The 25,592-nt window shown below is 62.5% G+C and carries 28 protein-coding genes and 1 other RNA gene; 18 read left to right on the forward strand and 11 right to left on the reverse strand.

All coding sequences use genetic code 11. From position 1 onward, the window contains the following. Positions 1-12: 12 nt before the first annotated feature. A complete protein-coding gene (locus HT585_RS00510) occupies positions 13-1,779 on the reverse strand; it encodes a hypothetical protein (protein ID WP_176351145.1) in 1,767 nt (588 codons plus the stop codon). Between the two features lie 222 nt (positions 1,780-2,001). On the opposite strand from HT585_RS00510, the gene HT585_RS00515 reads away from it, so the two are divergent. The 5 genes from HT585_RS00515 to HT585_RS00535 all read left to right on the forward strand — a co-directional run bounded on the left by HT585_RS00515 (position 2,002) and on the right by HT585_RS00535 (position 4,573). Next, positions 2,002-2,217: a helix-turn-helix domain-containing protein gene (locus HT585_RS00515; RefSeq protein WP_176351146.1), complete on the forward strand. Its 216-nt coding sequence runs from the start codon at positions 2,002-2,004 to the stop codon at positions 2,215-2,217. A gap of 12 nt (positions 2,218-2,229) precedes the next feature. Continuing rightward, the gene (locus HT585_RS00520; protein WP_176351147.1) at positions 2,230-2,757 is read left to right on the forward strand and encodes a Clp protease N-terminal domain-containing protein; all 528 of its coding nucleotides are present in this window, start codon (positions 2,230-2,232) and stop codon (positions 2,755-2,757) included. Positions 2,758-3,118: 361 nt separating this feature from the next. Further along, positions 3,119-3,457: an ArsR/SmtB family transcription factor gene (locus tag HT585_RS00525; protein ID WP_176351148.1), complete on the forward strand. Its 339-nt coding sequence runs from the start codon at positions 3,119-3,121 to the stop codon at positions 3,455-3,457. A gap of 1 nt (position 3,458) precedes the next feature. Further along, positions 3,459-3,938 (forward strand): SRPBCC family protein, encoded by a 480-nt coding sequence (locus HT585_RS00530; RefSeq protein ID WP_176351149.1) that lies wholly within the window; start codon positions 3,459-3,461, stop codon positions 3,936-3,938. Between the two features lie 11 nt (positions 3,939-3,949). Continuing rightward, entirely contained in the window at positions 3,950-4,573 is a 624-nt protein-coding gene (locus HT585_RS00535) for a dihydrofolate reductase family protein (protein ID WP_176351150.1), read from the forward strand. A 52-nt stretch (positions 4,574-4,625) separates the two neighbouring features. On the opposite strand, the gene HT585_RS00540 is transcribed toward HT585_RS00535, so the two are convergent. The 4 genes from HT585_RS00540 to HT585_RS00555 form a co-directional block, all read right to left on the reverse strand. Further along, on the reverse strand, positions 4,626-5,555 hold the full coding sequence (locus HT585_RS00540) for a hypothetical protein (RefSeq protein WP_176351151.1): 930 nt from the start codon (positions 5,553-5,555) through the stop codon (positions 4,626-4,628). A 30-nt stretch (positions 5,556-5,585) separates the two neighbouring features. Beyond that, a complete protein-coding gene (locus HT585_RS00545) occupies positions 5,586-6,389 on the reverse strand; it encodes a MerR family transcriptional regulator (protein WP_176351152.1) in 804 nt (267 codons plus the stop codon). Positions 6,390-6,555: 166 nt separating this feature from the next. Continuing rightward, complete coding sequence (gene cml / locus HT585_RS00550; protein ID WP_343213940.1) at positions 6,556-7,746, reverse strand: CmlA/FloR family chloramphenicol efflux MFS transporter; 1,191 nt, start codon at positions 7,744-7,746, stop codon at positions 6,556-6,558. 381 nt (positions 7,747-8,127) lie between these two features. After that, positions 8,128-8,400: a BON domain-containing protein gene (locus HT585_RS00555; protein WP_176351154.1), complete on the reverse strand. Its 273-nt coding sequence runs from the start codon at positions 8,398-8,400 to the stop codon at positions 8,128-8,130. A 163-nt stretch (positions 8,401-8,563) separates the two neighbouring features. Between HT585_RS00555 and HT585_RS00560 the strand changes: the two genes are divergently transcribed. After that, positions 8,564-9,508, forward strand: a complete 945-nt coding sequence (locus HT585_RS00560) for an AEC family transporter (RefSeq protein ID WP_176351155.1) — start codon at positions 8,564-8,566, stop codon at positions 9,506-9,508. A gap of 84 nt (positions 9,509-9,592) precedes the next feature. Here the strand turns inward: HT585_RS00560 and HT585_RS00565 are convergent, their stop codons facing one another. Then, on the reverse strand, positions 9,593-10,273 hold the full coding sequence (locus HT585_RS00565; RefSeq protein WP_176351156.1) for a c-type cytochrome: 681 nt from the start codon (positions 10,271-10,273) through the stop codon (positions 9,593-9,595). A gap of 156 nt (positions 10,274-10,429) precedes the next feature. Between HT585_RS00565 and HT585_RS00570 the strand changes: the two genes are divergently transcribed. The 3 genes from HT585_RS00570 to HT585_RS00580 all read left to right on the forward strand — a co-directional run bounded on the left by HT585_RS00570 (position 10,430) and on the right by HT585_RS00580 (position 12,337). Continuing rightward, positions 10,430-11,185, forward strand: a complete 756-nt coding sequence (locus HT585_RS00570; RefSeq protein ID WP_176351157.1) for a 3-deoxy-manno-octulosonate cytidylyltransferase — start codon at positions 10,430-10,432, stop codon at positions 11,183-11,185. A 13-nt stretch (positions 11,186-11,198) separates the two neighbouring features. Continuing rightward, positions 11,199-12,053, forward strand: coding sequence for a prephenate dehydratase (locus HT585_RS00575; RefSeq protein ID WP_176351158.1), 855 nt, complete (start codon positions 11,199-11,201; stop codon positions 12,051-12,053). A gap of 146 nt (positions 12,054-12,199) precedes the next feature. After that, the gene (locus HT585_RS00580; RefSeq protein WP_065784874.1) at positions 12,200-12,337 is read left to right on the forward strand and encodes a DUF1127 domain-containing protein; all 138 of its coding nucleotides are present in this window, start codon (positions 12,200-12,202) and stop codon (positions 12,335-12,337) included. A gap of 61 nt (positions 12,338-12,398) precedes the next feature. Here the strand turns inward: HT585_RS00580 and HT585_RS00585 are convergent, their stop codons facing one another. The 4 genes from HT585_RS00585 to HT585_RS00600 form a co-directional block, all read right to left on the reverse strand. Further along, complete coding sequence (locus HT585_RS00585; RefSeq protein WP_176351159.1) at positions 12,399-12,767, reverse strand: VOC family protein; 369 nt, start codon at positions 12,765-12,767, stop codon at positions 12,399-12,401. Positions 12,768-12,896: 129 nt separating this feature from the next. Further along, a complete protein-coding gene (locus HT585_RS00590) occupies positions 12,897-13,607 on the reverse strand; it encodes a helix-turn-helix transcriptional regulator (RefSeq protein ID WP_176351160.1) in 711 nt (236 codons plus the stop codon). A 31-nt stretch (positions 13,608-13,638) separates the two neighbouring features. Further along, positions 13,639-14,619, reverse strand: coding sequence for an NAD(+) diphosphatase (gene nudC / locus HT585_RS00595; protein WP_176351161.1), 981 nt, complete (start codon positions 14,617-14,619; stop codon positions 13,639-13,641). 2 nt (positions 14,620-14,621) lie between these two features. Continuing rightward, complete coding sequence (locus HT585_RS00600) at positions 14,622-15,026, reverse strand: HIT domain-containing protein (protein WP_176351162.1); 405 nt, start codon at positions 15,024-15,026, stop codon at positions 14,622-14,624. A gap of 107 nt (positions 15,027-15,133) precedes the next feature. Between HT585_RS00600 and ffs the strand changes: the two genes are divergently transcribed. From ffs to HT585_RS00630, 6 genes are all read left to right on the forward strand, one after another. After that, positions 15,134-15,231, forward strand: an RNA gene (ffs, locus tag HT585_RS00605) — signal recognition particle sRNA small type. A 141-nt stretch (positions 15,232-15,372) separates the two neighbouring features. Then, on the forward strand, positions 15,373-17,247 hold the full coding sequence (locus HT585_RS00610) for a DNA polymerase III subunit gamma/tau (RefSeq protein ID WP_176351163.1): 1,875 nt from the start codon (positions 15,373-15,375) through the stop codon (positions 17,245-17,247). Between the two features lie 46 nt (positions 17,248-17,293). Beyond that, positions 17,294-17,617, forward strand: coding sequence for a YbaB/EbfC family nucleoid-associated protein (locus HT585_RS00615; RefSeq protein ID WP_029742357.1), 324 nt, complete (start codon positions 17,294-17,296; stop codon positions 17,615-17,617). 202 nt (positions 17,618-17,819) lie between these two features. After that, positions 17,820-18,431, forward strand: a complete 612-nt coding sequence (locus HT585_RS00620) for a LysE family translocator (RefSeq protein WP_176351164.1) — start codon at positions 17,820-17,822, stop codon at positions 18,429-18,431. Positions 18,432-18,535: 104 nt separating this feature from the next. Then, on the forward strand, positions 18,536-19,141 hold the full coding sequence (gene recR / locus HT585_RS00625; protein WP_176351165.1) for a recombination mediator RecR: 606 nt from the start codon (positions 18,536-18,538) through the stop codon (positions 19,139-19,141). A gap of 166 nt (positions 19,142-19,307) precedes the next feature. Beyond that, entirely contained in the window at positions 19,308-20,546 is a 1,239-nt protein-coding gene (locus tag HT585_RS00630; protein ID WP_176351166.1) for a lytic murein transglycosylase, read from the forward strand. Positions 20,547-20,631: 85 nt separating this feature from the next. Here HT585_RS00630 and HT585_RS00635 read toward each other — a convergent pair whose 3' ends face one another. Then, entirely contained in the window at positions 20,632-22,266 is a 1,635-nt protein-coding gene (locus tag HT585_RS00635) for an MFS transporter (protein WP_425513708.1), read from the reverse strand. Positions 22,267-22,541: 275 nt separating this feature from the next. Here HT585_RS00635 and rimP point away from each other — a divergent pair, with 275 nt between their 5' ends. From rimP to HT585_RS00650, 3 genes are read left to right on the forward strand one after another with little or no spacing between them, the layout of a single operon-like run. After that, positions 22,542-23,162, forward strand: a complete 621-nt coding sequence (gene rimP, locus HT585_RS00640; RefSeq protein ID WP_176351167.1) for a ribosome maturation factor RimP — start codon at positions 22,542-22,544, stop codon at positions 23,160-23,162. Between the two features lie 49 nt (positions 23,163-23,211). Next, positions 23,212-24,828, forward strand: a complete 1,617-nt coding sequence (nusA, locus tag HT585_RS00645; RefSeq protein ID WP_077499353.1) for a transcription termination factor NusA — start codon at positions 23,212-23,214, stop codon at positions 24,826-24,828. Further along, entirely contained in the window at positions 24,828-25,526 is a 699-nt protein-coding gene (locus HT585_RS00650) for an RNA-binding protein (protein WP_173418635.1), read from the forward strand. The genes nusA and HT585_RS00650 overlap by 1 nt, the downstream gene beginning before the upstream one ends. The last annotated feature ends 66 nt before the right edge of the window (positions 25,527-25,592 follow it).

Genomic DNA, 25,592 nt, shown 5'->3' on the forward strand with positions numbered 1-25,592 from the left:
ACTGCGATGACGCTATCGCGGGACAGGCCCGCCCCCTGAATTTGCTTCCGGGCCAGGGGGGATCGAAACGCCCGCTTGCCGCAGGCCTTCGAGAATATGGCGCTGGTCTTCGGGTCGTCTTACTCGAAGAGCAACTTCATTTCGTATGTCCGTCAGAAAGGAGGGTGCGTGTGTCTCAAGCCACCGGCGCTCGCGAACCGCCGCTTCCATTTTTCTCAACTTCCCGAGAATGGCCAAGAGGATCACATGGTAGATTGGATTGGCCTGCAGGTCTGCCATCTGTACCCAACGCTCCGCTGCGCCATAGTCGTGCCTCATGTAGCGGCACACCGCCATTGCCGCCTCGAAATATCCAACTGGTCCAGGGTTCAACGATAGCGTCTTGGAAACAAGCTCGCAGCCCTGATCCCATTGGCCGGACAATGCCAGCCGGAAGCCATATTCTCCGACGAGCTCAGTATCGTTGGGATTGAGCGCAGTCGCCCGGGCACCGACGGCGAGCGCGGCGTCCACGTGGCCGCGGAAGAACAGCACAAGCATTTGCGCCTGGAGGCCTCTTACATTCTGCGGGTCGTGTTCGACCGCATGTGCTGCTGCTTGTGAGGCCAGGTCCAGAGAGACGTTCGAGGTGCGGCTCGCGCGATACCTAAATCGCATTTCGTCAAGATATGTGAGCGACAGGAGTGCCCATGCGGTCGCGTAATTCGGATAATGCTTCGTCGCTTGTTCAAGGCAATTCTGGACAGAATGGTGCGTCTGCGAATTCAGGTCGCTGCGATAGCTGTAGTATGAGAGCGTACAGGCATAAGCTTCCCAACTGTCCGGTATCGCTGTTGTCATTTGCTGGGCATTGGCCTGGAAGAGAATACCGTATGGCTGCGCGATTGCCGTCGCAACCGATGCGGCTACCTTCTCCTGAAGCCTGATGATTTTCTCAACCAACAAGCTTTCATCGTAGTTTTCGGCCCAAATCACAGCACCGTCGGATTGACGCAGCACCCGCACACTCAGCCTCAGTTGCTGGCCTTCGATCCGTACCCTTCCTTCCAGCGCGAAGGTAGACGCGGCATCTGCGACCGCGCCGACGCGCCGTTCATTTGCGATGACGGTGATTTCCTTGAACTTTGCGATGTTGCGAACGACCTCGTCCCCGAGGCCGCGCGTGATCATCGCGGAATTCCCAACGGCCGTCAGATCTTCAAACGTTCTGACAATCAGCGTTGGCTGTGCCGGCTGAGACGCGTCGACACCCACATGCCGAGACCAAAGCGTCGGCACAGCGAGGCCAGCAATGCAGCCGAGCAGTGCAGCGACGATCAGGCCGATGGCGGTGTGTTTAGGGTAATGAAGCGTGGCTGGGCTCAGGGCGGGGTAGGGCGGGGCGTTCGTCGCGTTCGCGTTGGCGATTGCATGTCGACTGAAGCTGGGCGCGTAGCCTCCTTTGGGTATGGTAATCCGGACTGGGTCCTCGATCCCGCAGACAAGGTAGTAGCGCTCAAGCGCGCGACGAACGCGCCCCGCCTCGATCCTTACGACCGGATCGAACTGCGCGTTGAATGATGTGTTTCGGCCAAACACAGTCGTCGCGATCGAGTATGCCTTGATCCGTTCCGCCCGACCTGCCAGCGCCTCATGAACGACATATGACAAGAAATTGCGCGCACGCTCAGGCACGTCGAATTCCGGGCTACGCCGGATACGATCCAATTGCTCCAGGATCTCGTCGCTTGTGGGGTCGAAGGTTCCCTCGCCTTCAATCCCCTGTTCCACGTCCGCCATGTAGCCCCCTATGCCACAGAAGCCGGCTTGTACGTCGTGAAAGCTGATCGCGGTGCACGCTTCTCAAAATTGTACTACCTGCCCGCGTGAACGTCCATTCGCAATGCATAATACTTGTGGTTGGGCGTGCAACGGACCGAATCCGTATCCGCGGGAGGATTCTCGTCAGTTGGTCGTCAACATTGGTTGACGCCCCGCCTCCCGTCAACTAATGTTGACGGCATGATTGATCCCGACGCCTTTCAGCTCTCTGACGATCCTGCAGAAACGCTTGCCACCGTTGTCGCTCTCAGACGGCTGGCAGATAGCCTGGAGCGCCAGGCCGTCGCAGCGGCTTTGGAAAAGGGATGGTCATGGGCGAGGATTGCGCAAGGTCTCGGCATCTCCAAACAGGCGGCGCACAAGCGCTTGTCGGATCTCGCCACAGGCAACGACTGATAGGATATCTCCATGTTTAGCCGTATCAAACAGCGTTTCAACGACATGGGCACGATCAAGGCACTTTGCGAGCGTGCCGAATTTCATGCCTTGCAAGACCAGCAGCGCGAGCCGGGAGCCGAGCACTTTCTGTTGTCTGCTCTCGATCTTCCGGATGGCACGGCGCGCCGCGCATTTGCGCGGGTGGGTGCCGACGCGTCCGATCTGCGGCAAGCCATTGCGCGCCAATACGCCGAGGCGCTTCGTCCACTGGGTCTCGATCCCCGGCTTGCCGAACGGCTCGCGCAGGGGCAGGAACCGTTGCCGCGCAAAGGTGGAACCTATGCGGCAGCGCCCTCGGGTGAAAATGTCATGCAAGCATTGGCTGCCGACCGGGCAAGCCACCGACCGTTGCTCGGTGCCGATGTGGTGGCAAGGGTTGTGGATCTTCGTGAAGGCGTCGCGGCGCGCGCCCTACGCATGATGGGCGTCGATCCCGATGCACTGAAAGCCGCAGCCGAGGCCGAAGGTGATGCCTTTCGCCAAGCTTCGAAACACTGATCCGACAGCCACGGATCTCGATGGCGGCAGCGCCGTTGCAGCCAGCATGCGGAAGGGGCTGGTGAGGTGGTCGTCGAGGTCGGCGGTAACCTCTGAGGCAAAATCCGCACCGTCTTCACTGCCCCTCAGTGACACCAGCCCGCTCCGCTTGCCGAAGCATCGCTTTCGAGAAACGCGATCGATGGCAAGCCGGACGGGCACAGATGGAACACAGGGTCCCATAAGGCGGGGCAGCCGGCTGCTTCCCTTTAAGGGGGCGATGTCCGCCCTGGCAGTGGGGGCGCTGCTTCACTCTTCGAGCTGATTACGGGGGAGGATACTTATCCATTGCGCTAAGTATTTGATCGTGATACTTAGCCTTATGGAACAGTATTCGGATCCGCTCGACGGAATTTTTCAGGCGCTGGCAGACCCGACGCGCCGTGCCGTGCTCGCAAGGCTCGGCAGCGGCCCGGCCAGCATCAGCGATCTGGCAGGGCCTTTCGACATGGCGCTGCCGTCGTTCATGAAACACATCCATTTTCTCGAAGGCAGCGGCCTGATCCGCACGGAGAAGCAGGGCCGGGTGCGCACCTGCACCATCGACAAGAACCGGTTCGCGGCCATCGAAGCGTGGATGTCGGCGCAGCGCCTCCTTTGGGAAGGTCGCAACGACCGGCTTGAGCACTTCGTGATGGCAGCGCAAAACAAGGAGAAATGACATGATCCGATCTCCCGATCCCGATCTCGACCTGACGATAGCGCGCCTGATCAAGGCGCCGCGTTCGATGATCTGGAATGCCTGGACCGATCCCGCGCGCTTCGAGCAATGGTGGGTGCCGGCGCCGGCCAGATGCCGGGTGGTGGATATGGATCTTCGGCCGGGCGGCGCCTTCGTCACCCGGATCAGCGAAGGCGGCGGCGCATTCGCCCCGCATCTGGACGCATGCTTCCTCGCAGTCGACGATCACGAGCGCATCGTCTTCACCAATTCGCTGGTCGTGGGATGGCGCCCCGCCGAGAACCCTTTCATGACGGCCATCATCACGCTCAAGGATCATGCAGACGGCACGGACTATGCCGCCCACGTCATGCACAGGAGCAATGCCGACCGGACCATGCACGAGGAAATGGGCTTTTACGACGGCTGGGGCACGGTGATCGGGCAGCTCGCCGGCCTCGTCGAGGGCAAGGTCCAATAGGGGAGGCGGGTATGCGCAAGATTGTCCTGCAGATGATGACGACGCTCAATGGACGCCTCGACGATCCGCTCGCCTGGATGGGCACCGTCGGCGAAGACCAGTACCGGGCGATCGATCGGCTCTATGCCACCTACGACACCGTGCTCGTCGGCCGCGTGACCTACGAAGAGATGGCAGCCTATTGGCCGGGTGCCCTTTTGGAAGACGTCGGAACCGAAACCAATCGCAAGATGGCGCGCCGGATGAACGACTATAGCAAGCTGGTCTTTTCGCGCTCGGGGTCCGAGATGCTGACCGAATGGAACAATGTCGATCAGGTTGTTGTCGCCGATGACGATGCGCTTGCCGCCTATCTCCTTCAGCTGAAGGCGCAGCCGGGCGGGGATATCCACCTCGCGGGCGGTGCGAGCCTGGCCCGGACTGTTATTGGCCTTGGTGTCGTCGATACCTTCCACTTCTTCGTCTACCCCGTTTCCTCTCCGGGCGTCGCCTGGTTTTCCGGGCTTGCGCGACGATATGATCTGCAACTGATGGGCACGGACACCTATGCGAACGGTGTGGTCGGGCTCCACTATGAACCGCTCCGCTGGCAGAACGCGGAGCGGGCCGGCAACTTTTCCGAGCTGCTCGTCTAGCTGCTTGCCGGCTGTTCGGGCCGCGACACAGCGGTCGCGGGCCGAGTGGTGATCAGCCGCCGCATTCCAGCGCCACCTTCAGCCGGTCATAGGTCGGGGCCAGGGCCCGCAAGCTGGCGGCCGCATCGGTATCCTTTCGCGCCACCAGTGGATGCTGCAGCGCGCCGATGAGCCGGGCCTGGTCGTCGGCGATGCGTGCGGCCTGGTGGTAACCGGCTCGTGCAAGGCAGGCGGCGGCGTCGGCGGCGCGGCGCGCGCCGACGCGGACGGCGAAGTGGATCATGTGCGCCCTCAGTCCCTTGTCGCAAGCGGTCTCGATGCGGTCGGCGAGCATTTCGGCGGCTTCCGCATTGCCAAGGGTTCTCGGGGGAACGGGCCGGTCCGTTTCCATCGACAACCAGTGGATGGCGGCTGGGACCGACGCCTGTATGGTTTCGATCTCCGACATCTCGGCGACACGGACAAAGTCGGTCCGCATCGTGTAGGCATCACCGTAGCTCAACGTGTCGGCGCGCCATGCGGCCATGAAGTTGGCAAGCGGCAGGCGCGCATAGGGGTGACCCTGCGGATCGTGCATCAGCACGCTGTCCTCGTCCATCTCGAGCACCACGACGTAGTGGTCGGCATCGATCGGTCCGCTCATTCCCGGCTGGTGGCGCAGATGCCCCATCTCGACCGGGCCAATCCACACTGGCCCATCCTTGAGGGCTGCGCGCAGGCGGGAAAGCGCGTCGTCTGCATCGCCACCCTTGCTCAAGATGGATGTCCAGCCGAGAGCTGCAAGCGCGCCCTCGAATCCGGCTTCTGGATCCCAGCCATAGGGGTCGAAGAAAGGCAGGGTGCCGCCGATGAGTTGCATGCCGAACGGGCTGCCGGTGGCAAATTCGATCACCGCGGTGGAGGGTGCCTGTGCGCCAAACATCATGGCAAACGAGTTGGCGTAGCAATAGGGGCCGGAGCCCGTATAGGCGAAATGCATCATGGTCGTCTGTCCTGTTCGTCGTCCGTGAAGTCAGGTGATGGGGTAGGCGACATCGAAGGTAGCGCCGTCGCTTCCGGGGTAGATTTCGTAGGGGCTGCCCATGCAATGGATGTCGCTTCGCGCGTCGAGCCAGCTCTCGATGGCGTCGTAGACGCGCAAGATCAGCGGAAAGTTCTCGCAAGCCGCCGGTACGGGCAGAAAGACCTCGCGCCGTTTCGCCTGAAAGCGGATGCGCAGATCTTCGACAGGCTCGAGGCTGCCTTCATAGGCAATCGCCACCTCCACCAGTCCCTCGCTGTCGCGGCTGACGGTCTCGTGGAAATGCACGGTCATGGCACCGCCGTCGGCGATGCCGCAACTGCGGAGGTATCCACGGATATCCGCTTCGGCGCTTGCCACGAAACCATCAAGCGCCTCGATAGTGAGGTGCCGCTGGCAGGAGATCAGCTTGCTGGCCCCAACCTCGCGCACGGCAATTCTCGAGATCAACTGGGCGTCACGGCCGTCGCTCTGGCGTGCGATGGCATCGACGAGCTCGGTCTGTTCAGCCAGGCGCTCGCCTTGGGCTTCGAGCCAGGACCGCAATTCGACCAGCCGGCTGTCCGCATCGAGTTTTATCAATTGGGCGACGCGCGCGACCGGAAGGCCAAGTCTGCGCAGCCGCGCAATCAGCCGCGCCCGGGCGGCCTGCTCCGGCGCATAGTAGCGGTAGCCGGTCGCCGGATCGGTATAGGCGGGCACGAGAATGCCCTGCTCGGCATAGAGCCGCAGCGCCTTCGGAGACAGTCGCGTGGCCGCACCGAATCGGCCGGCAAGAAGATAAGATTCGCTCATGGATCCGACTGTGGGGCTCGCCCCAGGGGCAAGGTCAAGAGGCATTCTTGGTCGATGTGCTTGTCTCTGACCGGCGCCCGTTTTTGCGTCATTGGGTGCGGGCGGAGGAGGGAGTGGCGCAGGGCGTTGCGATATGGCCGGAACGCCCTGCGGCGGTTTCAAGGGATCAGGCTTCCGCTGGCCGTTGCCGTGTCAAGCGACCGAGAGCGATCAGCGTGCAGATCGCCATGATTGATGAATAGCCGGCTAATGGAAAAGCGGTGTCGCCCCCGAGCAGCACCACGGCCACAGTGCCGAGCACTCCGACGATCAGGCTTTGGATGCAGAAGTAGAGCGCGACGGCCGTTCCCGCCACGTGGCCGAAGGCCTGCAGCGCGCCATTGGCGGTGACCGAGCCGGTGAAAACGATGCCGACGGCAATGACCCACATCGGAGGCACGAAGCTCCAGAACGACGGGGCGCCCACGCTCTCTCCGACGACCAGCAGCACCGCGCCGAGAATGAGTAGCCCCATCCCGCGGGCAAGACTGCCGGCGATGCCCCAGAGCCCCACGAAACGCTTGGCAAAGCGGGTGGTGACGATCATCACCATCGCTGCTGTTGCAAAGATAAGGCTGAAGCCGAGTTCTGAGTAGGCCGCCCGATCGATGAGTACGCGCGGTGCCGTCGAGAAGAACACGAAGAACGAACCCATCGCCGCGCTGAAGCCGAGCGTATAGGTCCAGAACGTTCCGTCCATGAGGATCGGACCGAAAGCCCGTCTTTGGCTTTCGGCGCCGATAGGTCGAGTTTCCTGCCATCGCAGCATGGCGTTCGCCGTCGCGACGGTCGCGAGAATGCCAAGCGTGACGAAGATCGCTCTCCAGCCGAAATGGCTGGCCAGAAGCGCGCCGGCGATCGGCCCAAGGGCCGGGACGAAGGCGAGCATCGCGCCGAAGAGCCCGTAGATGGTCGCGCCCTCCGGCCGCTCCGCATAGACGTCGCGGACCGTCGCAAAGGTGGCGACAAGGGCGGCCGACGCGCCAATCGCCTGCAGCAGGCGCAGCGCGAGGAAAGCCGGAGCGGTCGCGGTTGCGGCCATCAGCAGCGAGGCGGCCGCAAACAGCAGTGCTCCGGCGATCAGCACCGGACGCCGGCCAATGCGGTCGGAAATAGGCCCGAAGACGATCTGGCCGAGGCCGAGAACGATCATGTAGAGGCTCAGGCTCAGCTGGATGATATAAGGCGTGGTGCCGAGAATGCTGGGCATGGCAGGCACGATGGGAAGGTAGATATCCATCGCCAGCGAGGCGAGGATGTCGAAGGGCGCCATCAGCAGCAACGCTGCCGGCACCGAATAGGTCCAGGTTGGTGATATATGATTGGGCACGATGGAACATCCGCTCAAATGAATGACATTCGGCGGCACTCTGCCTTGGTATTGGTGGTGTGAAATGACCGGACAGACGCCGCAACAACGATTGAAGTGTTGTTGCGGCTTACCTGGTTGCTGACTCGGTGGTCCCCATTCCGGTCTCCAAAGAAATCCTGCGCGCTTTGGTTGGCGCTTGACCCGTTTACCAGCCAAGGCAGCAAACGACAACTATCTGCTGTCTCGGCGCTATGATCACGGCCGCGCCTCGCGTTCAGAAGAAGGCGCCAGTCATGCTCCAGCGCTTTGATTCCAAAGCAATGATCGCCCTCGAGTGAAACGACCTGAAACCGGGATGCACTGCTGACGTTCGCCCGGGCGCGGGGATTATGTCTGTTGGCCGGGCTTCACCGTCAGGCGGTTCTCGACGGTCGTGACACCGATCACCGATCTTGCCGCATCGCCGGCGCAGGCCACGTCGGACTCGCTGTGAACCTGACCCGACAGCACGATCATTTCGCCAAGCGCAAGCACCGCCATATCGGTGGTATCGATGAAGGTGGCGTAGCGAATGAAGCGCAGGACCTTGCCCGCCAGATCGTCATCTCTCAGATGAGGATCGTCGTCCTGGTGGGAATAGATGGGCTTCTCAGTTGGCATTGGCTTTATCCCGGTGCTGTTCGGGAACGCCCCGGGCAAGGGAATGTTCCAGTCGTTTTGCCAATGATCTGCGGCCTTGCCCGATGCACGCAGCGGGCCGCTCAACCTTGCGGCGGTGACGCGAACGGGGCTATTCCTGTCGAACCAAGCGCAAGGCTGATGCATGTCCGATATTTTTCTGAACGTCCTGCCCGTCTTCATCCTGATCCTCACCGGCTGGCTGATCGTCAGGTTCGGTTATCTCAAGCCGACCGTCGGCGACGCGCTCGGAGATTTCGTTTTCCGCGTCGCGGTGCCGGTTCTCCTGTTTCGCACAATCGCCGAGGCGGACTTCAAGGACGGCTCGCCCTGGCCGCTCTGGGTCGCCTATTTCTCCGGTGTCGCCGTCACCTGGACCATCGGCCATCTCGCAGCGACGCTCGTCTTTGGCCGCGACGCGCGCATGGGGGTGCTGGCCGGTGTTTCCTCGGCCTTTGCCAATACCGTCTTCATCGGCCTGCCGCTGGTGTCGCGCATCGTCGGCGAGGAGGGGATCGTGGCGCTCTCCATCCTGCTCTCCGTTCATCTGCCTGTCATGATGATCGCCGGCACGGTGCTGATGGAGCGCGCCGAGCGCAAGGTCAGCGGCAAGCCGGGGCAAAGCCCGCTGAAGCTTCTGGGTGGCGTTGCCCGCAACCTGGCACGCAATCCGCTGGTGATCGGTCTTGCCTGTGGCGCCGCCGTCCACCTTGTCGGCCAGCCGCTGGGCGGGCCGGTCAAGAGTGTCGTCGATCAGCTTGCCGCGGTCGCCGCGCCGGCCGCACTCGTCTCGATCGGCATGGCGCTCGACAAGTATGGCCTGGTCGGCAATCTCGGTCTGGCGACGGTGACGAGCGTCTTGAAGCTCGTGGTCCTGCCGGGTGTCGTCTTTGCTGCCTGTCACCTGCTCGGCCTCAACGACAACTGGACGACGGCACTTGTGCTCACGTCCGCAGTGCCGACCGGCGTCAACGCCTGGCTGATCGCCAACCATTTCAACGTCGGTCACGCACTGGCGTCTTCGACCATCACGCTGACGACGGCGCTCGGCGTCGTCAGCGTTTCGGTCTGGGCCTACCTCCTGATGTAGGCCTGGTCGTTCGGACACAAAGACAGCAAAAAGCCCGGCGCGATGGCCGGGCTTCTCGAAATCAGATCGATTGCACGCTCTGGCTTATTGAGCCGGTGCGGGCTGGCCTTCCGGAGCAGCGTGGCCCTCGGCCGGCTTTGCTTCCGCTGCGGGCGCTTCGGCCGGCTTTTCGGCGGCACCTTCGGCAGCGGCAGCCGGAGCGGCTTCAGCAGCCGCTGCATCGGGCATTGCGGCCGGAGTGTCGGCATGTTCGCGCAGGTAGGCGATCAGGTTGGCGCGTTCGTCAGGCTTCTTGACGCCGGCAAAGCCCATTGCGGTGCCCGGAACGTGCTTCTTCGGTGCTTCGATGAAGAAGCTGAGGTGGTCGTAGTCCCAAACGACCTTGCCGCCTTCGGAGAAGGTCTTCATGCCAGCCGAGTAGCTGAAGCCTTCATGCGAGGCGATCGGGCGGTTGACGAGACCCCACAGGTTGGGGCCGACCTTGTTGGCCCCTCCCTTATCCACGGTGTGACAGCTTGCGCATTTCTTGAACACGGTTTCGCCGGCTGCGACGTCTGCCTTGAGGAGCAAGGGCTTGATGTCGACTTCAGCCGCTTCCTGGGCGCCCGCGCCGGCATCAGCCGTGCCTTCTTCGGCAACGATAGCGAAGCCTTCCTTCTCGGGAGCCTCGGAATGGAAAATGCCTTCCGACGCAATGGATACGGACATCAGAACGAAAACCGTACCCAGAAAGGCACCCACGCCCATGTTCACATATGAGTTCATCTGCAAACGCTCCCTTTGCCACCGGCGTAAACAAAAACCCGGCCCATCTTGAAATCGCGCGGAACCTATGTCTTTTGGCTCTGCGTTGCAACAGAGATTATGGACCCCGAACTGAGACTTTTTGACACCTTCGGCGGGGTTCTTGAAGGCCACATCATGAAACGCGAAAATTCAGGCAAAGCCATCGTGCTCATTCCGGCGCGCATGGCCTCCACCCGTCTGCCGGGCAAACCGCTCGCCGATATCTGCGGCCTGCCGATGATCGTTCAGGTTGCCAGGCGGGCGGCGGAAGCCGATGTCGGACGCGTCGTCGTCGCCGTCGACGACCAGACCGTGTTCGATGTCGTGCGCGACGCCGGTTTCGAAGCGATCATGACGCGGATCGATCACCAGTCCGGATCAGACCGGATCTATGAGGCGCTGACGAAGGCCGATCCGCACCGTGAGGCGGAATTCGTCATCAACGTGCAGGGCGATCTGCCGACCATCGAGCCCGCTCCGATCCGCGCTTCGTTGAAGCCGCTCATCGACAATGCCTCGACCGATATCGCCACCCTGACGGTGGCAATCACCGATGAGGACGAGAAGAAGAGTCCCAACATCGTCAAGGTCGTCGGTTCGCCGTTGTCGGTCACGCGCCTGCGCGCGCTCTATTTTACCCGCGCGACCGCGCCTTATGGTGAGGGGCCGCTCTATCACCACATCGGCCTTTACGCTTACCGACGCCAGGCGCTCGAAAACTTCGTCGCGCTGAAGCCTTCGACGCTCGAAAAGCGCGAATCGCTCGAGCAGCTCCGGGCGCTCGAGGCCGGCATGCGCATCGATGTCGAAATCGTCGATACCGTGCCGCTCGGCGTCGATACGCCGGTCGAGCTGGAAAAAGCCCGCCGCATCCTTTCCGAAAAAGCCTGAGAAGGAAGACAGTGTGACCACGAAGACCAACAGGATCTCCTTCCAGGGCGATTACGGCGCCAATTCCGACATGGCCTGCCGCGACATGTTTCCGTCGATGGAGCCGCTTCCCTGCCAGACGTTCGAAGACGCCTTCGTGGCGGTAGAGAACGGCGAGGCCGATCTGGCGATGATCCCGATCGAAAACACCATTGCCGGCCGGGTCGCCGACATCCACCATCTGCTGCCCGAATCGCGCCTGCATATCGTCGGCGAATATTTCATGCCGATCCGTTTCCAGCTGATGGTGCTGCCGGGCGTGACGCGCGACGAGATCCGCACCGTGCACAGCCACATTCATGCGCTCGGCCAGTGCCGCAAGATCGTGCGCGCCAATGGCTGGAAGCCGGTGGTCGCCGGCGATACGGCCGGCGCTGCCAAGCTGGTGTCGGAGCAGGGCGACCGGTCGATGGCAGCACTCGCGCCGCGGCTTGCGGCCGATCTCTACGGCCTCGAAATCGTTGCGGAGAATGTCGAGGACACGGAAAGCAACGTGACGCGCTTCGTCGTGCTGTCGCGCGAGGAGCAGACGCTTTCCCGCAGCGCCGATGACGAACTGATCATCACCACCTTCGTCTTCAACGTGCGCAACATTCCCGCCGCCCTCTACAAGGCGATGGGCGGTTTTGCCACCAACGGCATCAACATGACGAAGCTCGAGAGCTACCAACTCGGCGGCAAGTTCGTGGCCACGCAATTCTATGCGGATATCGAGGGCCACCCGGATGATGTCGGTGTGCGTCACGCCATGGACGAGCTGCGTTTCTTCTCCGAGAAGGTCCGCATTCTCGGCACCTACAAGGCGCACCCGATGCGCGGCGTGCTCTAAAGCCGCGCGATCCCCCGACTGCAGATCAAGCTTACCAATGCGTTAACCCGTTACGCGCCTGGTGCATGCCTAGTCTGCAATCGCGGTGGTACCTAAATAATGTGCAAATGCCTATTTGACGCTCGTTCACATATGGAGTGTTAAAAATGAAGATCCGTCAGAAGATCGTTGAATATGCAAAAATGCGCCGTGCGATCCGCGAGCTGAATTCGCTGGATGACCACGCCCTGAGCGATATCGGTATTTCCCGTTCGCAGATCCAGGCCGCCGTTTACGGCCGCTAATCAGCACCATTCGCCGTATCCCGCCACCCAAGCTGGCGGGATACGCGCAACGCCCTTGGCCCTATTCGTCAAAGAGACACACGCGCAGGCGGTGTCCATCCGGGTCAAGCGCCACGAAGGTCGGTCCGAAATCCATCTTCGTCATTTCCTGTGCAATTGGCAGGCCAGCGCCCTTCCATTTTTCATAATGTGCGCGAACTGCATCCTCGTCCTCTACCATGAACGCCAATTCCCCACGGTTGCCTGCCTTTGATGGCTCCGGCGCGACCGTGTCCTGTGCCCAAAGCCCGAGCACGAAGCCGTCCTGCAGCTCGAACGACGAGAACGTCGGGAAGGAAACGAGCGGCTCCTTGTCGAGCAGCTTGCTGTAGAAGCCGACGCTTGCCAGCGGATCGGCGACATAGAGAATTATGAGATTTGCCTTGGCCATGATCTGTCTCCTTTTCGGGAGTTGCAGATTAGCGTGCGCCGCTGCCAATTTCTGTCAGCATTGATTGGGCCGTCTTTGCTGTGCGTTTTGTCGATGGAAGACGCGCGCCGCGCTTTCGCTCGAAATGCCTCAGGCCGAACCGACACGCCTGCCCGAGGGCGGAACGATGTTCTGGGTTTCGCGCCATTCCCGAAGCAGGACCTGCCGGCGGCGTCCATAGCGCGTCTCGCTGATGTCCGCCTGCCGGATGCGGTCGGTCCGGAAGTGCCGGAACCCCTGGCGCAGTTCGCACCATGCAACCAGCACCCGGACATTCTCGAAGAAGCCGAGCGCGAACGGCCAGACCGTGCGGCGCGTCTCGCCGCCATCCGTATCGATATAGCTGAGATCGAGCTTGCGCTCGTGTCGGATGGCCTTGCGCAACAGAGAAACGTCGATGCGGTCGGTTACTGGCGGGGCCGGCCCGACCAGCAGCGTCGAGGCATCGAGCTCGTCGCGAAGGTCTGCCGGCAGCACCGCGGCAATCTTGGCGAGTGCATTGCCGGCCGCCGCCGCCAGGTGGGTGTCTGCACGTTTCGCCACCCAGCGTGACCCCAGCACCAGCGCCTCGATCTCCTCCTGCGAGAACATCATCGGCGGCAGCATGAAACCGGGTTTCAGAATGTAGCCGAGGCCCGGCTCGCCCTCGATATGAGCGCCCTGGGCCTGCAGGCTTGCAATATCACGGTAGAGCGTCCTGAGGCTGACGCCGGTTTCCTCTGCCAGCCGGCGGCCGCTGACGGGCTGTCGGTAGCGTCTGAGAACCTGCAGCAGGTGGAGCAGCCGTTCGGAGCGGGACAAGGCAAGTCTCCTCGTATCGGCCGGTCCGTGCTTAGCCGTGCTCGCCCCAGGCCAGCCAGTCGCGCATCAGCCGATGGGCGATGGCTCCCTTCGGCGGCGGAATATGCTCGTTGCCGGAATCGGCGACACCCGTCGTGCGCTCCAGCATTGCCGCCGTTTCGTCGCGGGTAAACCAGCGAACGTCCTCGAGTTCTTGCTCGTCGCGCTTGATCACTGTTGATTTGGCTTCGGCATAACAGCCGATCATCAGCGTGTGCGGCATCGGCCAGGGCTGCGAGGCATGGTAGCGCACACGGCCGACGTGGATGCCGGATTCCTCGTGGGTTTCGCGGCGCACGGCATTTTCGATGGTCTCGCCCGGCTCGACGAAGCCGGCGAGGCACGAATACATGCCGGCGGTGAAGTGCGGGCTGCGGCCGAGCAGGCAGAGATCGCGCTCCAGATCGATGGTCATCATGATGACCACGGGGTCGGTGCGCGGGAAGACCATGTGGCCGCAGGCGGTGCAGGCCCGGCGATAACCGCCTGATTTGCCCTCCATCGGGCCGGCGCAACGGCCGCAGAAGCGGTTGTTGGCGTTCCAGGTGATGAGGCTCGATCCCTGCGCGAACTGACCGAGAAGCTCTTCCGGCAGCATTTGCTGGCGATAGAGTGTGCGCCCGTCGGCGATCTTGAACGGCTCGGCGACATTGTCCTCGGTCAAGCCCGTCGGCACGGCCAGCCGCGGCTCACCGTTTGGCAGGTAGCCGAGCAAAATGGTCTCGTCGAGCACCGGATCCAGCCCCTCGAGCTCATAGGGGGCAAACAGCGGATCGATGATCTTCTCGTCGTGCTTGACGATCAGCTTCGGTCCGGAAAAGGCGAGGAAGTGGGCGCCAGGATGCTTGAGCGCAACTTCGATGCAGTCGTCGGCGCGGTGCTCGGACTGGCGATCCAGGTGGTTCTCGGAAAAGGCGACGAGGGTGCTCGGCTCCGGATGGGGGCTTCGAAGGTCAAAGATCGATTTCGTCATGTTCAGAGATTTTCCAGAATGCGGGCTGCAAATGCCTGGTGGTCCTTCTCGCCCCAGGGTTCCGACTTGCCGAAACCCCAGACAGGTCCGGGCCAGTTCGGGTCGCCGTCGCTGCGGGCGATGATATGCACATGGAGCTGCCGGACGATATTGCCGAGCGCACCGACATTGATCTTCTCGGCACCCGTGACTTTTTTCAAGGCGGTTGCCACCATGTTGGTCTCGAATGTCAGCATCGTCTGGTCGAGCGGCGACAGATCGAAGATCTCGGAGATACCCCCGCGTTGGGGAATGAGCACCAGCCAGGGCCAGCGGCGATCGTTCATCAGGCGCATCTGGCAGAGGCCGATCGAGGCGATCGGGATGCCGTCGCGTTCAAGCCGCTCGTCAAGGGTGAATGTCGTCAAGAAGGTCTCCTTGGGCCGGGAGCGGATTCGCCTTGTTTTGCATATCGATATCAGTTTTTTGATGGCTTGGCTTGCATTTGCTTGCGATATTGCCGATATGGGAGCCGGGAGGTTGGTGGTGGACGAGCCACTCGCCAACCGGGTCAGGTCCGGAAGGAAGCAGCCCTAACGAGCCCCGGCACGGGTCATCGTGCCAGCCTCCCACCTGCCTGATTGCTGAGATCGAAACCGATCTCAGCAATCAGGCAGCACCACACGCTGTTGCGGTGACCAGACGCATCCCATGCGACGCGCGGTGCCGTAAATCCGTCCTGTCGGGACACGAGTTCATTAAGCGGCAGGGTCGATGAGCGACGAAACGTCCATTTCATCCGAACAGAAACCAGCCGCCTACCGCGTTCTGGCGCGCAAGTATCGCCCCAAGGATTTCTCCGACCTGATGGTCGGTCAGGAGCCGATGGTGCGCACGCTGACCAACGCGTTCGAAACCGGCCGTATTGCTCAAGCCTACATGCTGACTGGCGTGCGCGGGGTGGGCAAGACCACCACCGCCCGCATTCTCGCCCGTGCGCTGAACTACAAGACACCCGACATCGATCGGCCGACCATCGACCTGCGCGTTCCCGGCGAACATTGCCAGGCGATCATGGACGGCCGCCACGTCGACGTCATCGAGATGGACGCCGCCTCGCACACCGGCATCGACGATATCCGCGAGATCATCGAGCAGGTGCGCTACCGCCCGGTATCGGCGCGCTACAAGGTCTATATCATCGACGAAGTTCACATGTTGTCGACGCAGGCCTTCAACGGCCTGCTAAAGACGCTCGAAGAGCCGCCGGAGCATGTGAAGTTCATATTCGCCACCACCGAAATCCGCAAGGTACCGATCACGGTCCTGTCGCGCTGCCAGCGCTTCGACCTTCGCCGCATCAGCGGCTCCGACCTCGTCGGCCTGTTTTCGACCATTCTTGGCAAGGAAGGCGTTTCCTTCGATCCGGAAGCGCTGGCGATGGTTGCGCGTGCGGCCGAAGGCTCTGCCCGTGACGGCCTGTCGCTGCTTGATCAGGCGATCGCCCATGGCGGCGGCTCTGTCGAGGTCGAGACCGTGCGCTCGATGCTCGGCCTTGCCGATCGCGCACGGATCGTCGATCTGTTCGACCATATCGTCAGGGGCGATGTTGCCGCAGCGCTCGGCGAGTTCACGGCGCAGTACGAGGCCGGCGCCAACCCGACGGTGGTTCTGACCGACCTCGCCGACTTTACCCATCTCGTCACCCGGTTGAAGTACGTACCGGATGCCGCCAACGACCAATCCCTGAGCGAGATCGAGCGGATGCGCGGCGCGGAATTTGCCGGCAGTGTCGCCGTCACTACGCTGTCGCGCATCTGGCAGATGCTGTTGAAGGGCATTCCCGAGGCAGAAAGTTCGTCGCGCCCGGCAGGGGCTGCCGAAATGGTATTGATCCGGCTTGCCCATGCCGCCCATCTTCCGTCGCCGGAAGACGCGGCACGGCGCGTGCTCGAACTTTCCGGCAGCGACAGCGGTGGCGCCCGTCCGACCTCAGGCGGCGGTGGCAATGGCGGCGGCATGCAGGCGTCAGCCGGCGCACCGTTGCAGGCGCAAGCCGCCCAGCCGACATCGATCGGACGGCCGACCGGCAATGGCGCGACCATGTTGCGCGCCGTTCCCGATGTCAGCCCGCAGCCGATCAGCGTGGGGCACACGGAGGAGCGGCCGGCAGCAGCCCCGGCAGCCAAGGCACAGCCGGCGGTGCCGGTCAATTCTGTCAGCGACATCGCCGACCTCTGCGGCAAGAATAAAGACATCAAACTGAAGACGCTGGTGCGTGGCTTCATACGGCTGGTGCGCATCGAGCCCGGCCGTCTCGACGTCAACGTTTCCGACGATGCGCCGAAGACGCTGCTGGGCGAACTCGCCGTCAAGCTCAAGGAATGGACCGGCATTCACTGGATCGTCAGCTACAGCCGCGACCCTGGCGAGCCGACGATGATCGAAGCCGAACAACGGGCCCAGGAAAAGCGTGTCAGTGACGCGCGCCAGGATCCGGATGTGGCTGCCATTCTCGCCCGTTTCCCGGGCGCCAAGATCACCGACGTGCGCATCCGCGCCGTCGAGGAAGAAGAGACCGAGAGCGTTGCTCCGGCCACAGCCGAATCTGCCGATGGCGATATCGTCCCCGGCGACGATATCGAATAGTCCGTCGGACGAACGACCGGAAATTTCTAGAGAACAGGAGACGACGATGCGCGACATCATGGGGATGATGGGCAAGGTCAAGGAAATGCAGGCCAAGATGGAGAAGATGCAGGCGGAAATCGCCGCGCTCGAAGTCGACGGCACCTCTGGCGGCGGCCTCGTCACCGTCCGTCTCGATGGCAAGGGCACGCTGAAGAGCCTGAAGATCGACCCGTCGCTGTTCAAGGAAGACGACGTCGAGATTCTTGAAGACCTGATCGTCGCCGCTCACAAGGACGCCAAGGACAAGGCCGAGGCCGTCCAGGCCGAAAAGACCCGCGAACTCACCGCCGGCCTGCCGATCCCGCCCGGCATGAAGCTGCCGTTCTAGTCCGCTTATTCCTTCATCGATGAAGGGCGACAGGCGGCTCACTTATATCGGTGAGCGTCTGTTGCTATCGCGATCGGTAAATCCTGCAATGCGCCTGCCGTCCGTCCGCACGGCGCATCGATGCCTCACGATTTCGCGCCCGTCCGCCACTGGTGCCGACGGCAAAGCATGGTAAATTGCCGCCTCCGGAGGAGGATCGCGCATGACCATGACGTCCCTGCTTGTGTTTGCCGGCGCCTTGCTGGTTGCGGCCGGCTCGCCCGGACCGAGCGTCGCGGCCCTTGTGGCCCGCGTGCTGTCGAAGGGCGCACGCGACGTGTTGCCGTTCCTCGTCGCGCTCTGGATCGGCGAAGCCATCTGGCTGTCGTTTGCGGTGGCGGGTCTCGCGGCGATTGCCGAGAGCTTTCATCTGCTGTTCGTCGCCATCAAGTGGCTTGGTGTCGCCTACCTGCTCTATCTCGCCTGGAAAATGTGGACGGCCGAGCCGGACATGCCCGGTGACAGCCTGCCGCAGTCGCGCTCAGCCTCCAAGCTGTTCTTCGCCGGGCTGACGGTGACGCTCGGCAATCCCAAGATGATGATGTTCTACGTCGCGCTGTTGCCGTCCATCATCGACCTGCGCTCCGTCACTGTGATCGGCTGGATGCAACTGGTCGCGACCATGCTTGTGGTTCTGGTCGTGGTCGATCTCGGTTGGGTCACCATGGCGGCCAATGCCCGCAAGCTGCTGAAGAGCAAGCGCGCTGTCCGCATCGCCAACCGCGCGAGCGCCGGAACCATTGCCGGGGCGGCCGTCGTCATCGCCACCCGTTGAGCTGTCGTGCCACGCGACCTTGTGCTGCTGTGCACGTCACATAGGCCGGTTCATATTCCGGTTAGGCGATTCCGTTCGGCGGCGATTTGGGCTAAAAGCGCCGCATGGCAAAGCGAGTCACCGGTCCTGAAATCGAAAAACTGATCCAGCTTCTGGCAAAGGTGCCGGGGCTGGGGCCGCGTTCGGCGCGGCGCGCGGCATTGCATCTGGTCAAGAAGAAGGACCAGCTGCTCGGGCCGCTGGCGGAAGCCATGGGCGAGGCCCATCGCAAGGTGCGCATCTGCTCGTGCTGCGGCAATGTCGATACGATCGATCCCTGCACCGTCTGCGCCGATGAACGCCGCGATCACACGATGATCATCGTCGTCGAGGATGTTGCCGACCTCTGGGCGCTGGAGCGTGCCGGGGCAATGAACGCCGCCTATCACGTGCTCGGTGGCACGCTGTCGCCGCTCGACGGCGTCGGGCCTGACGATCTCAACATCAAGGGGCTGGTGCAGCGCGTTGCCAATGGCGGCGTGCGCGAGCTGATCATCGCTGTCAACGCCACGGTCGAAGGCCAGACCACCGCCCACTACATCACCGACCAGCTCGAGGGCATGGAGGTGAAGATCACCCGGCTTGCCCATGGCGTGCCGGTTGGCGGTGAGCTCGACTATCTCGACGAGGGCACGCTGGCTGCGGCCCTTCGCGCCCGCACTTCGATCTGACGCCACGACCATGCCGGGGCTTTCGCCTCGACCGCCCGCGATCCAACCGATAAGGCGCGTTGCGGTCTTTCAGTTTAGCTGACTGCGCTTTACGTTCTTGTTTTTGCGCATGTCGTTGTCGCAAAACCGCTGCGCACTTTTGCGCGACACGCTCTAGGGAAGCCGGATGCTGAGATTTCTATTACTGTCGACAGTGCTATTCTGCGTTTTCGCGGGCTTGGCCCAGGCCGCCTCGAAAGCCGATGTCGAAAACCAGTTTCGCCAGTGGCTGCAGCGCGACCTCTGGCCCGAGGCGGAAAAATCAGGCGTTTCGGCACAATCCTTCAAAGCGGCATTCGCCGACGTGAAGCTGAACTGGGATCTGCCCGATCTGGCACCTCCCGGTTTCCCCAAGCCGAAGGAGCAGAAGCAGAGCCAGGCCGAGTTCTCCTCGCCCGGCAGCTACTTCTCCGAAAAGCGCCTGCAGGGACTGGCGGCAACCGGGCGCAGCCTTGCGTCCACCCACGCCTCCACCTTGAAGCGGATCGAAAAAACCTATGGCGTTCCCGCGTCGGTGGTCGTGGCGATCTGGGGCCGCGAATCCGGCTTCGGCCGCGCCAAAATCCCCTATCCTGTCGTCGATGTGCTCGCGACGAAGGCCTTCATGTCGACCCGGCCCGATCTGTTCCGCCGCGAGCTGATCGCCGCCTTGCACATCCTCGATAGCGGCGACGTCGAAGAGGCGTCGATGCGCGGCTCCTGGGCCGGCGCCATGGGCCAGCCGCAGTTCATGCCGTCGAGCTTCCTGCAATATGCCGTCGATTTCGACGGCGACGGCCGCCGAGACATCTGGAATTCCGTTCCAGACAGCCTTGGCTCCATCGCCAATTACCTCGTCAAGAAGGGCTGGCAGCGCGGCCGCGACTGGGGCTTCGAAGTGTCGATCCCGGCGGGCGTCTCCTGCGCGCAGGAAGGCCCTGATCTTGCCCGGCCGATGGCCGACTGGGCGGCCAAGGGCATCACCCGGATTTCCGGCAAGGCGTTCCCGTCGCATGAGCTTTCCGCGCCCTCGATGATGCTGGTTCCGGCCGGCACCCACGGGCCGGAGTTCATCGTCACGCCGAATTTCTACGTGCTCAAGGAATACAACAACTCCGACCTCTATGCTCTGTTCATCGGCAACCTTGCCGATCGCATCGGCTCGGGCGGCGGCGCCTTCCGCGGACCCTGGGGCGATGTCGGCAACATGCTGCGCTCCGACGTGCTGGCGATGCAGAAGGCACTGGTTGCCAAGGGCTACGATGTCGGCAAGGCCGATGGGCTCGCCGGCTACAAGACGCGCCGCTCGCTCGGCGACTGGCAGGCCAGGAACGGCCTCAAGTCGACCTGCTTCCCCGATGCCTCGCTGAAGGCGAAGCTTCGATAAGCGGTCACTCTCCTTTGGCGGCTGAGAACGTTCGGGTCGTCCAGCTTCGAAGGGTTGGTGCGCGCCCGGTTTCGGGCGCGTCCCGTCAGTGCATATCGACGTCCACCTGGCGCTTGTAGCGTTCATAGTGCGTCGGAACGATCGTCTGGCGCTCGATCATGCGGTGCACTCGCGGCGGTGCAGTACCCCGATGCAGCGCCGTCAGCTTGTCGCCGACCGAGGCGTCGGCCTGGGTGCGGCGCTGGTTGTGGCGCACATATTCCACCCAGGTCGGCACGTGATAGGTCTCCGTCCAGGTCGTCGGAATTTCGAGGTCGCGCATCAGCGCCCAATGGCCGGCGCCGTCCCGGATGCGGATGCGCCGCCGTTCAGCCATGGTTTCCAGGAATTCCGGAATGTCGGCATCGTCGATCTCGTAATCGATCATGATGACGATCGGGCCGCTACGGGGCTTCAGGTCCAGTTCGAGCAGCGGCTCGTTGAAGCGGTTGAGCGGATCGAGGTTGAGCGACTTGAACTCCGGCAAGGGCAGGCGCAGGCCGACGGCCGCCCCCGCCAGCATCAATAAACAGGACGCAAACAGCGCGTTGGTGGCGCCATATTGCTCGGCCGTCGTGCCCCAGAGCCAGCTGCCGCCGGCAATGCCGCCGAAGGTCATAGTCTGGTAGAGTGACAGCGCCCGGCCGACCACCCAGCGCGGCGCCGAAAGCTGGACGGTGGTGTTGAAGAGCGACAGCGCCAGCACCCAGGACGCGCCGGAAGCAAGCAGCATGAGACAGCTGAGCCACGCATAGGGGCTGAAGGCGATCACCAGCGTGCTCAAGGCAAAACCGCCGAAGGCCAGGCGAACGATCGCCTCGCTCGACATCATTTCGCGCAGTCTTGCGCTCAGCAAGGCGCCGCCGATCGCGCCGAGGCCGAAGGCGCCGAGCATGAGGCCGTAGGTGAGCGGGCCGCCCTGGACGAGATTGCGTGCCACCAGCGGCAGAAGTGCGAGAATGGCGCTCGCCGAAAGGCCGAACAGGAAGCCGCGCACCAGCACCTTGCCGATATTGGGCGACATGACGACATAGCGCAGGCCCGCCGTGATCGCCCGGCCGAGCGTTTCGCGCGGCAGCGGGCTCATGGTCACTTCGCGCCGCCAGCGCACCAGCGCAAACAGGATGGCGAAGTAGCTGAGCGAGTTGGCGGCAAAGGCGGCCGCCGCACCCGCCGTCGCCACGATCACGCCGCCGATCGCCGGGCCGACGCTGCGGGTGATGTTGAAGCCCATGCTGTTGAGTGCGACCGCCGCCGGCAGGTCGTCCCGCGGGACCATGTCGCCGACCGAGGCCTGCCAGGAGGGGTTGTTGAGCGCGGTGCCGCAGCCGATCAGGAAGGTGAAGAGCAGAAGCAGCCAGGGCGTGATTATGCCGAGATAGGCGCACACGGTCAGAAGTGCGGACACCGTCAGCATGAAACACTGCGCGATCAGCATGATCCGTCGCCGGTCGAAATTATCGGCCAGCGCGCCGGAGACCAGCGAGAACATCATGATGGGAAGGGCGGTCGATGCCTGCACCAGCGCCACCATGTTGGCCGAGGAGGAAATCGAGGTCATCAACCAGGCGGCGCCGACCGACTGGATGAGGCCGCCGAAGTTGGAGGCGAGGCTTGCGATCCAGATGGTGCGGAAGATGTCATGCTTGAAGGGGGCCAGTGGCGATATACGGGTGGGCACCTCGTCTTCTCTCTTGTGTCTTTTGATTGCGATATCGAAGCGGTTCGTTGTCTGTTATAAACCTCGAAGACCGAAGTGCCAGCCGCTGAAACTTGCCGTCGCATCGATTGCCTGCCGCCCGCACCGGTGCGGCGCGTTGGACCGCCACCGGTGGAACACCTTGCAATTTGCGGCAACGAGGCGTATATGGGCCTCAAATTCTTGATCGGTAGATGAAGAGTGGGCCCGTCAGGACCCGCTCTTTTTTATTAGCCGGTCCCATGAGGAGACATCGTTTGTCCGATCCGACAACGGCTGAAATTGAAAATGAACCCCGCCTGATCACCGAAACCGGTCTCGATCAGCGCATCGCCGAAATCATCGAGCCGGTGCTGATACCGATGGGCTATCGCCTGGTGCGCGTGCGCATGTCCGGCCAGAACGGCATGACGCTGCAGATCATGGCCGAGCGCAACGACGGCACCATGACCGTCGAAGATTGCGAAGCGATCTCGATGGCTATTTCCCCGGTTCTCGATGTGGAAGATCCGGTCGACAAGGCGTATCATCTGGAAGTGTCGTCGCCCGGCATCGATCGCCCGATGGTGCGCAAGTCGGATTTCTTCCGCTGGCAGGGTCACCTCCTGAAATGCGAAACCTCGGTGCTGGTCGAGGGCCGCAAGCGTTTCCGTGGTAAGATCGTGTCCGTGGATGCGGATGGTTTCCAGATCGAGCGCGATCAGCCGGCCTATGGCGAGGAAGCGACGGTCACCATTCCGTTCACCACGCTTGCGGAAGCGCGGTTGATCCTGACCGACGATCTGATCCGCGACGCCCTGACGGCCGACAAGAAGGCCAAGGCAGCGCGCGCCGCGAACGAGAATTTCGAAGACGAAGATTCACCTATCGAAGAATAAAAAGCCGGGGCGGTGCTTGAGGCCCCCTGCAACCAGACGGAGACATGAGATGGCAGTCAGTGCTAACCGGCTCGAGCTTCTGCAGATCGCAGATGCAGTGGCACGCGAAAAGGTGATCGACCGCGAGATCGTTCTGGCCGCGATGGCCGATGCGATCCAGAAGGCCGCGCGCTCCCGCTATGGTTCGGAATCCAACATCCGCGCCGACATCAATTCCAAGACCGGTGAAATCCGCCTGCAGCGTCTCCTGGAAGTGGTCGAGAAGGCGGAAGACTATTCCACCCAGATCCCACTCGAACTGGCCCGCGACCGCAACCCGGACGCCAAGCTCGGCGACTTCATTGCCGATCCGCTGCCACCGATGGATTTCGGCCGTATCGCCGCCCAGTCTGCCAAGCAGGTCATCGTGCAGAAGGTTCGCGAAGCCGAACGTGACCGCCAGTTCGACGAGTTCAAGGATCGCGTCGGCGAAATCGTCAACGGCACCGTTAAGCGCGTCGAATACGGCAATGTCATCGTCGATCTCGGCCGTGGCGAAGGCATCATCCGTCGCGACGAAATGATCCCGCGCGAAAACATGCGTTACGGCGACCGCGTTCGTGCCTTCGTCTACGACGTTCGCCGCGAACAGCGCGGGCCCCAGATCTTCCTGTCGCGCACGCATCCGCAGTTCATGGTCAAGCTCTTCACCATGGAAGTGCCTGAAATCTACGACGGCATCATCCAGATCAAGTCGGTCGCCCGTGACCCGGGTTCGCGCGCCAAGATCGCCGTCATCTCGAATGACAGCTCGATCGACCCGGTCGGCGCCTGCGTCGGTATGCGCGGTTCGCGCGTTCAGGCCGTCGTCGGCGAGTTGCAGGGCGAAAAGATCGATATCATTCCGTGGTCGCAGGATCCGGCATCGTTCATCGTCAACGCGCTGCAGCCGGCCGAAGTCGCCAAGGTCGTTCTCGACGAAGACGCAGAGCGCATCGAAGTGGTCGTCCCCGACGAACAGCTGTCGCTCGCCATCGGCCGTCGCGGCCAGAACGTTCGCCTCGCGTCTCAGCTGACGGGCTGGGATATCGACATCCTCACCGAGCAGGAAGAAAGCGAACGCCGCCAGAAGGAATTCAACGAGCGGACCAACCTGTTCATGGACTCGCTCGACGTCGACGAAATGGTCGGCCAGGTTCTGGCTTCCGAAGGCTTTGCAGCCGTCGAGGAGCTCGCCTATGTCGATCTCGACGAAATCGCCTCGATCGACGGCTTCGACGACGAAACCGCCACCGAAATCCAGACCCGCGCCCGCGAGTTCCTGGACAGGCTCGAAGCCGAGATGGATGCCAAGCGCAAGGAACTCGGCGTTGCCGACGAACTGCGCACGATCAATGGCCTGACCAGCCCGATGCTGGTCGCGCTCGGCGAGGAAGGCATCAAGACCATCGAGGACTTTGCCGGTTGCGCCGCCGACGACCTGGTCGGCTGGAGCGAACGCAAGGACGGCGAGACCAAGCGCTTCGAGGGCACGTTCTCGAAGTTCGAGGTGTCGCGCGCCGATGCTGAAGCCATGATCGTTCAGGCCCGCCTCGCTGCCGGCTGGATCACGGAAGACGATCTTGCCGTCGAGCAGGAAGAAGAAGAGGCGATCGAGGTTGCCGAAGGCGCGGAACAGGACGCCTGATGGCGACCACCGCATCGACTGACGCTGACGCTCTGCCTTCGGACAACGGTCCGAAGGACAAGAGCGGCAGCACCCGGACTTGCATCGTGACGCGCGAGAGTGGCTCGCCCGACGATCTGATCCGCTTCGTCGCCGGACCCGACGGCCGCATCGTTCCCGATCTGAAGCGTCAGCTTCCGGGGCGCGGCTGCTGGATCAAGGCGGAGCGGGCGCTGGTTGAAAAGGCCATGGCGAAGAAGCTCTTTGCCCGTGCCTTGAAGGCCGACGTCAAGGTCGATGCGACGCTGGCCGACGACGTGGACAGGCTGCTCGTAGAGCAGCTTGCCGGCATGATGAACATGGCGCGCAAGGCGGCCCAGTTCATCTCCGGCGCAACGAAGACGGAGCAGGCCGTTCGTGGATTGGCGGCGCTCGCCGTCTTTCATGCGAGCGATGCGGCCGCCGACGGCGTCCGCAAGATTGACCAGGCCCGCAAGGCAATGAGCTTTGTGGTTGAAGATGAAACGGAAATACCCGCGTTCCGCCCCTTTTCGGCGGCGGAAATGGAGGGCCTTTTGGGAAGTAATGCTTTTATCCATGCCGCAACGCTTGCAGGGCAGGCGGGTGAGGGTGTAGTGAAGCGCGCAATCATGCTCGAAAAGTACCGTGGATCCGTCCCGGTCCGGGCCGAAGGCGGCGCTGGCAAGCCACAGCAATGACCCGCGTCACCGGCAAAATCCGGCATCGCGTACATTGTTTGAGACAATTTGGAAGACAGGGTCAGG

It is taken from the genome of Ensifer oleiphilus, assembly GCF_013371465.1.
In the GTDB taxonomy this organism is placed as follows: Bacteria; Pseudomonadota; Alphaproteobacteria; order Rhizobiales; family Rhizobiaceae; genus Ensifer; species Ensifer oleiphilus.

Coding starts and splice junctions, on each gene's coding strand:
- HT585_RS00650 (WP_173418635.1), top strand. CDS start 24,828: ATGGCGACCACCGCATCGACTGACGCTGACGCTCTGCCTTCGGACAAC.
- HT585_RS00555 (WP_176351154.1), bottom strand. CDS start 8,400: ATGCCAACTGAGAAGCCCATCTATTCCCACCAGGACGACGATCCTCAT.
- HT585_RS00510 (WP_176351145.1), bottom strand. CDS start 1,779: ATGGCGGACGTGGAACAGGGGATTGAAGGCGAGGGAACCTTCGACCCC.
- nusA (WP_077499353.1), top strand. CDS start 23,212: ATGGCAGTCAGTGCTAACCGGCTCGAGCTTCTGCAGATCGCAGATGCA.
- nudC (WP_176351161.1), bottom strand. CDS start 14,619: ATGACGAAATCGATCTTTGACCTTCGAAGCCCCCATCCGGAGCCGAGC.
- HT585_RS00610 (WP_176351163.1), top strand. CDS start 15,373: ATGAGCGACGAAACGTCCATTTCATCCGAACAGAAACCAGCCGCCTAC.
- HT585_RS00525 (WP_176351148.1), top strand. CDS start 3,119: ATGGAACAGTATTCGGATCCGCTCGACGGAATTTTTCAGGCGCTGGCA.
- HT585_RS00585 (WP_176351159.1), bottom strand. CDS start 12,767: ATGGCCAAGGCAAATCTCATAATTCTCTATGTCGCCGATCCGCTGGCA.
- HT585_RS00520 (WP_176351147.1), top strand. CDS start 2,230: ATGTTTAGCCGTATCAAACAGCGTTTCAACGACATGGGCACGATCAAG.
- HT585_RS00560 (WP_176351155.1), top strand. CDS start 8,564: ATGTCCGATATTTTTCTGAACGTCCTGCCCGTCTTCATCCTGATCCTC.
- HT585_RS00515 (WP_176351146.1), top strand. CDS start 2,002: ATGATTGATCCCGACGCCTTTCAGCTCTCTGACGATCCTGCAGAAACG.
- HT585_RS00540 (WP_176351151.1), bottom strand. CDS start 5,555: ATGATGCATTTCGCCTATACGGGCTCCGGCCCCTATTGCTACGCCAAC.
- HT585_RS00580 (WP_065784874.1), top strand. CDS start 12,200: ATGAAGATCCGTCAGAAGATCGTTGAATATGCAAAAATGCGCCGTGCG.
- HT585_RS00545 (WP_176351152.1), bottom strand. CDS start 6,389: ATGAGCGAATCTTATCTTCTTGCCGGCCGATTCGGTGCGGCCACGCGA.
- HT585_RS00615 (WP_029742357.1), top strand. CDS start 17,294: ATGCGCGACATCATGGGGATGATGGGCAAGGTCAAGGAAATGCAGGCC.
- HT585_RS00535 (WP_176351150.1), top strand. CDS start 3,950: ATGCGCAAGATTGTCCTGCAGATGATGACGACGCTCAATGGACGCCTC.
- HT585_RS00620 (WP_176351164.1), top strand. CDS start 17,820: ATGACCATGACGTCCCTGCTTGTGTTTGCCGGCGCCTTGCTGGTTGCG.
- HT585_RS00530 (WP_176351149.1), top strand. CDS start 3,459: ATGATCCGATCTCCCGATCCCGATCTCGACCTGACGATAGCGCGCCTG.
- HT585_RS00565 (WP_176351156.1), bottom strand. CDS start 10,273: ATGAACTCATATGTGAACATGGGCGTGGGTGCCTTTCTGGGTACGGTT.
- recR (WP_176351165.1), top strand. CDS start 18,536: ATGGCAAAGCGAGTCACCGGTCCTGAAATCGAAAAACTGATCCAGCTT.
- HT585_RS00630 (WP_176351166.1), top strand. CDS start 19,308: ATGCTGAGATTTCTATTACTGTCGACAGTGCTATTCTGCGTTTTCGCG.
- HT585_RS00570 (WP_176351157.1), top strand. CDS start 10,430: ATGAAACGCGAAAATTCAGGCAAAGCCATCGTGCTCATTCCGGCGCGC.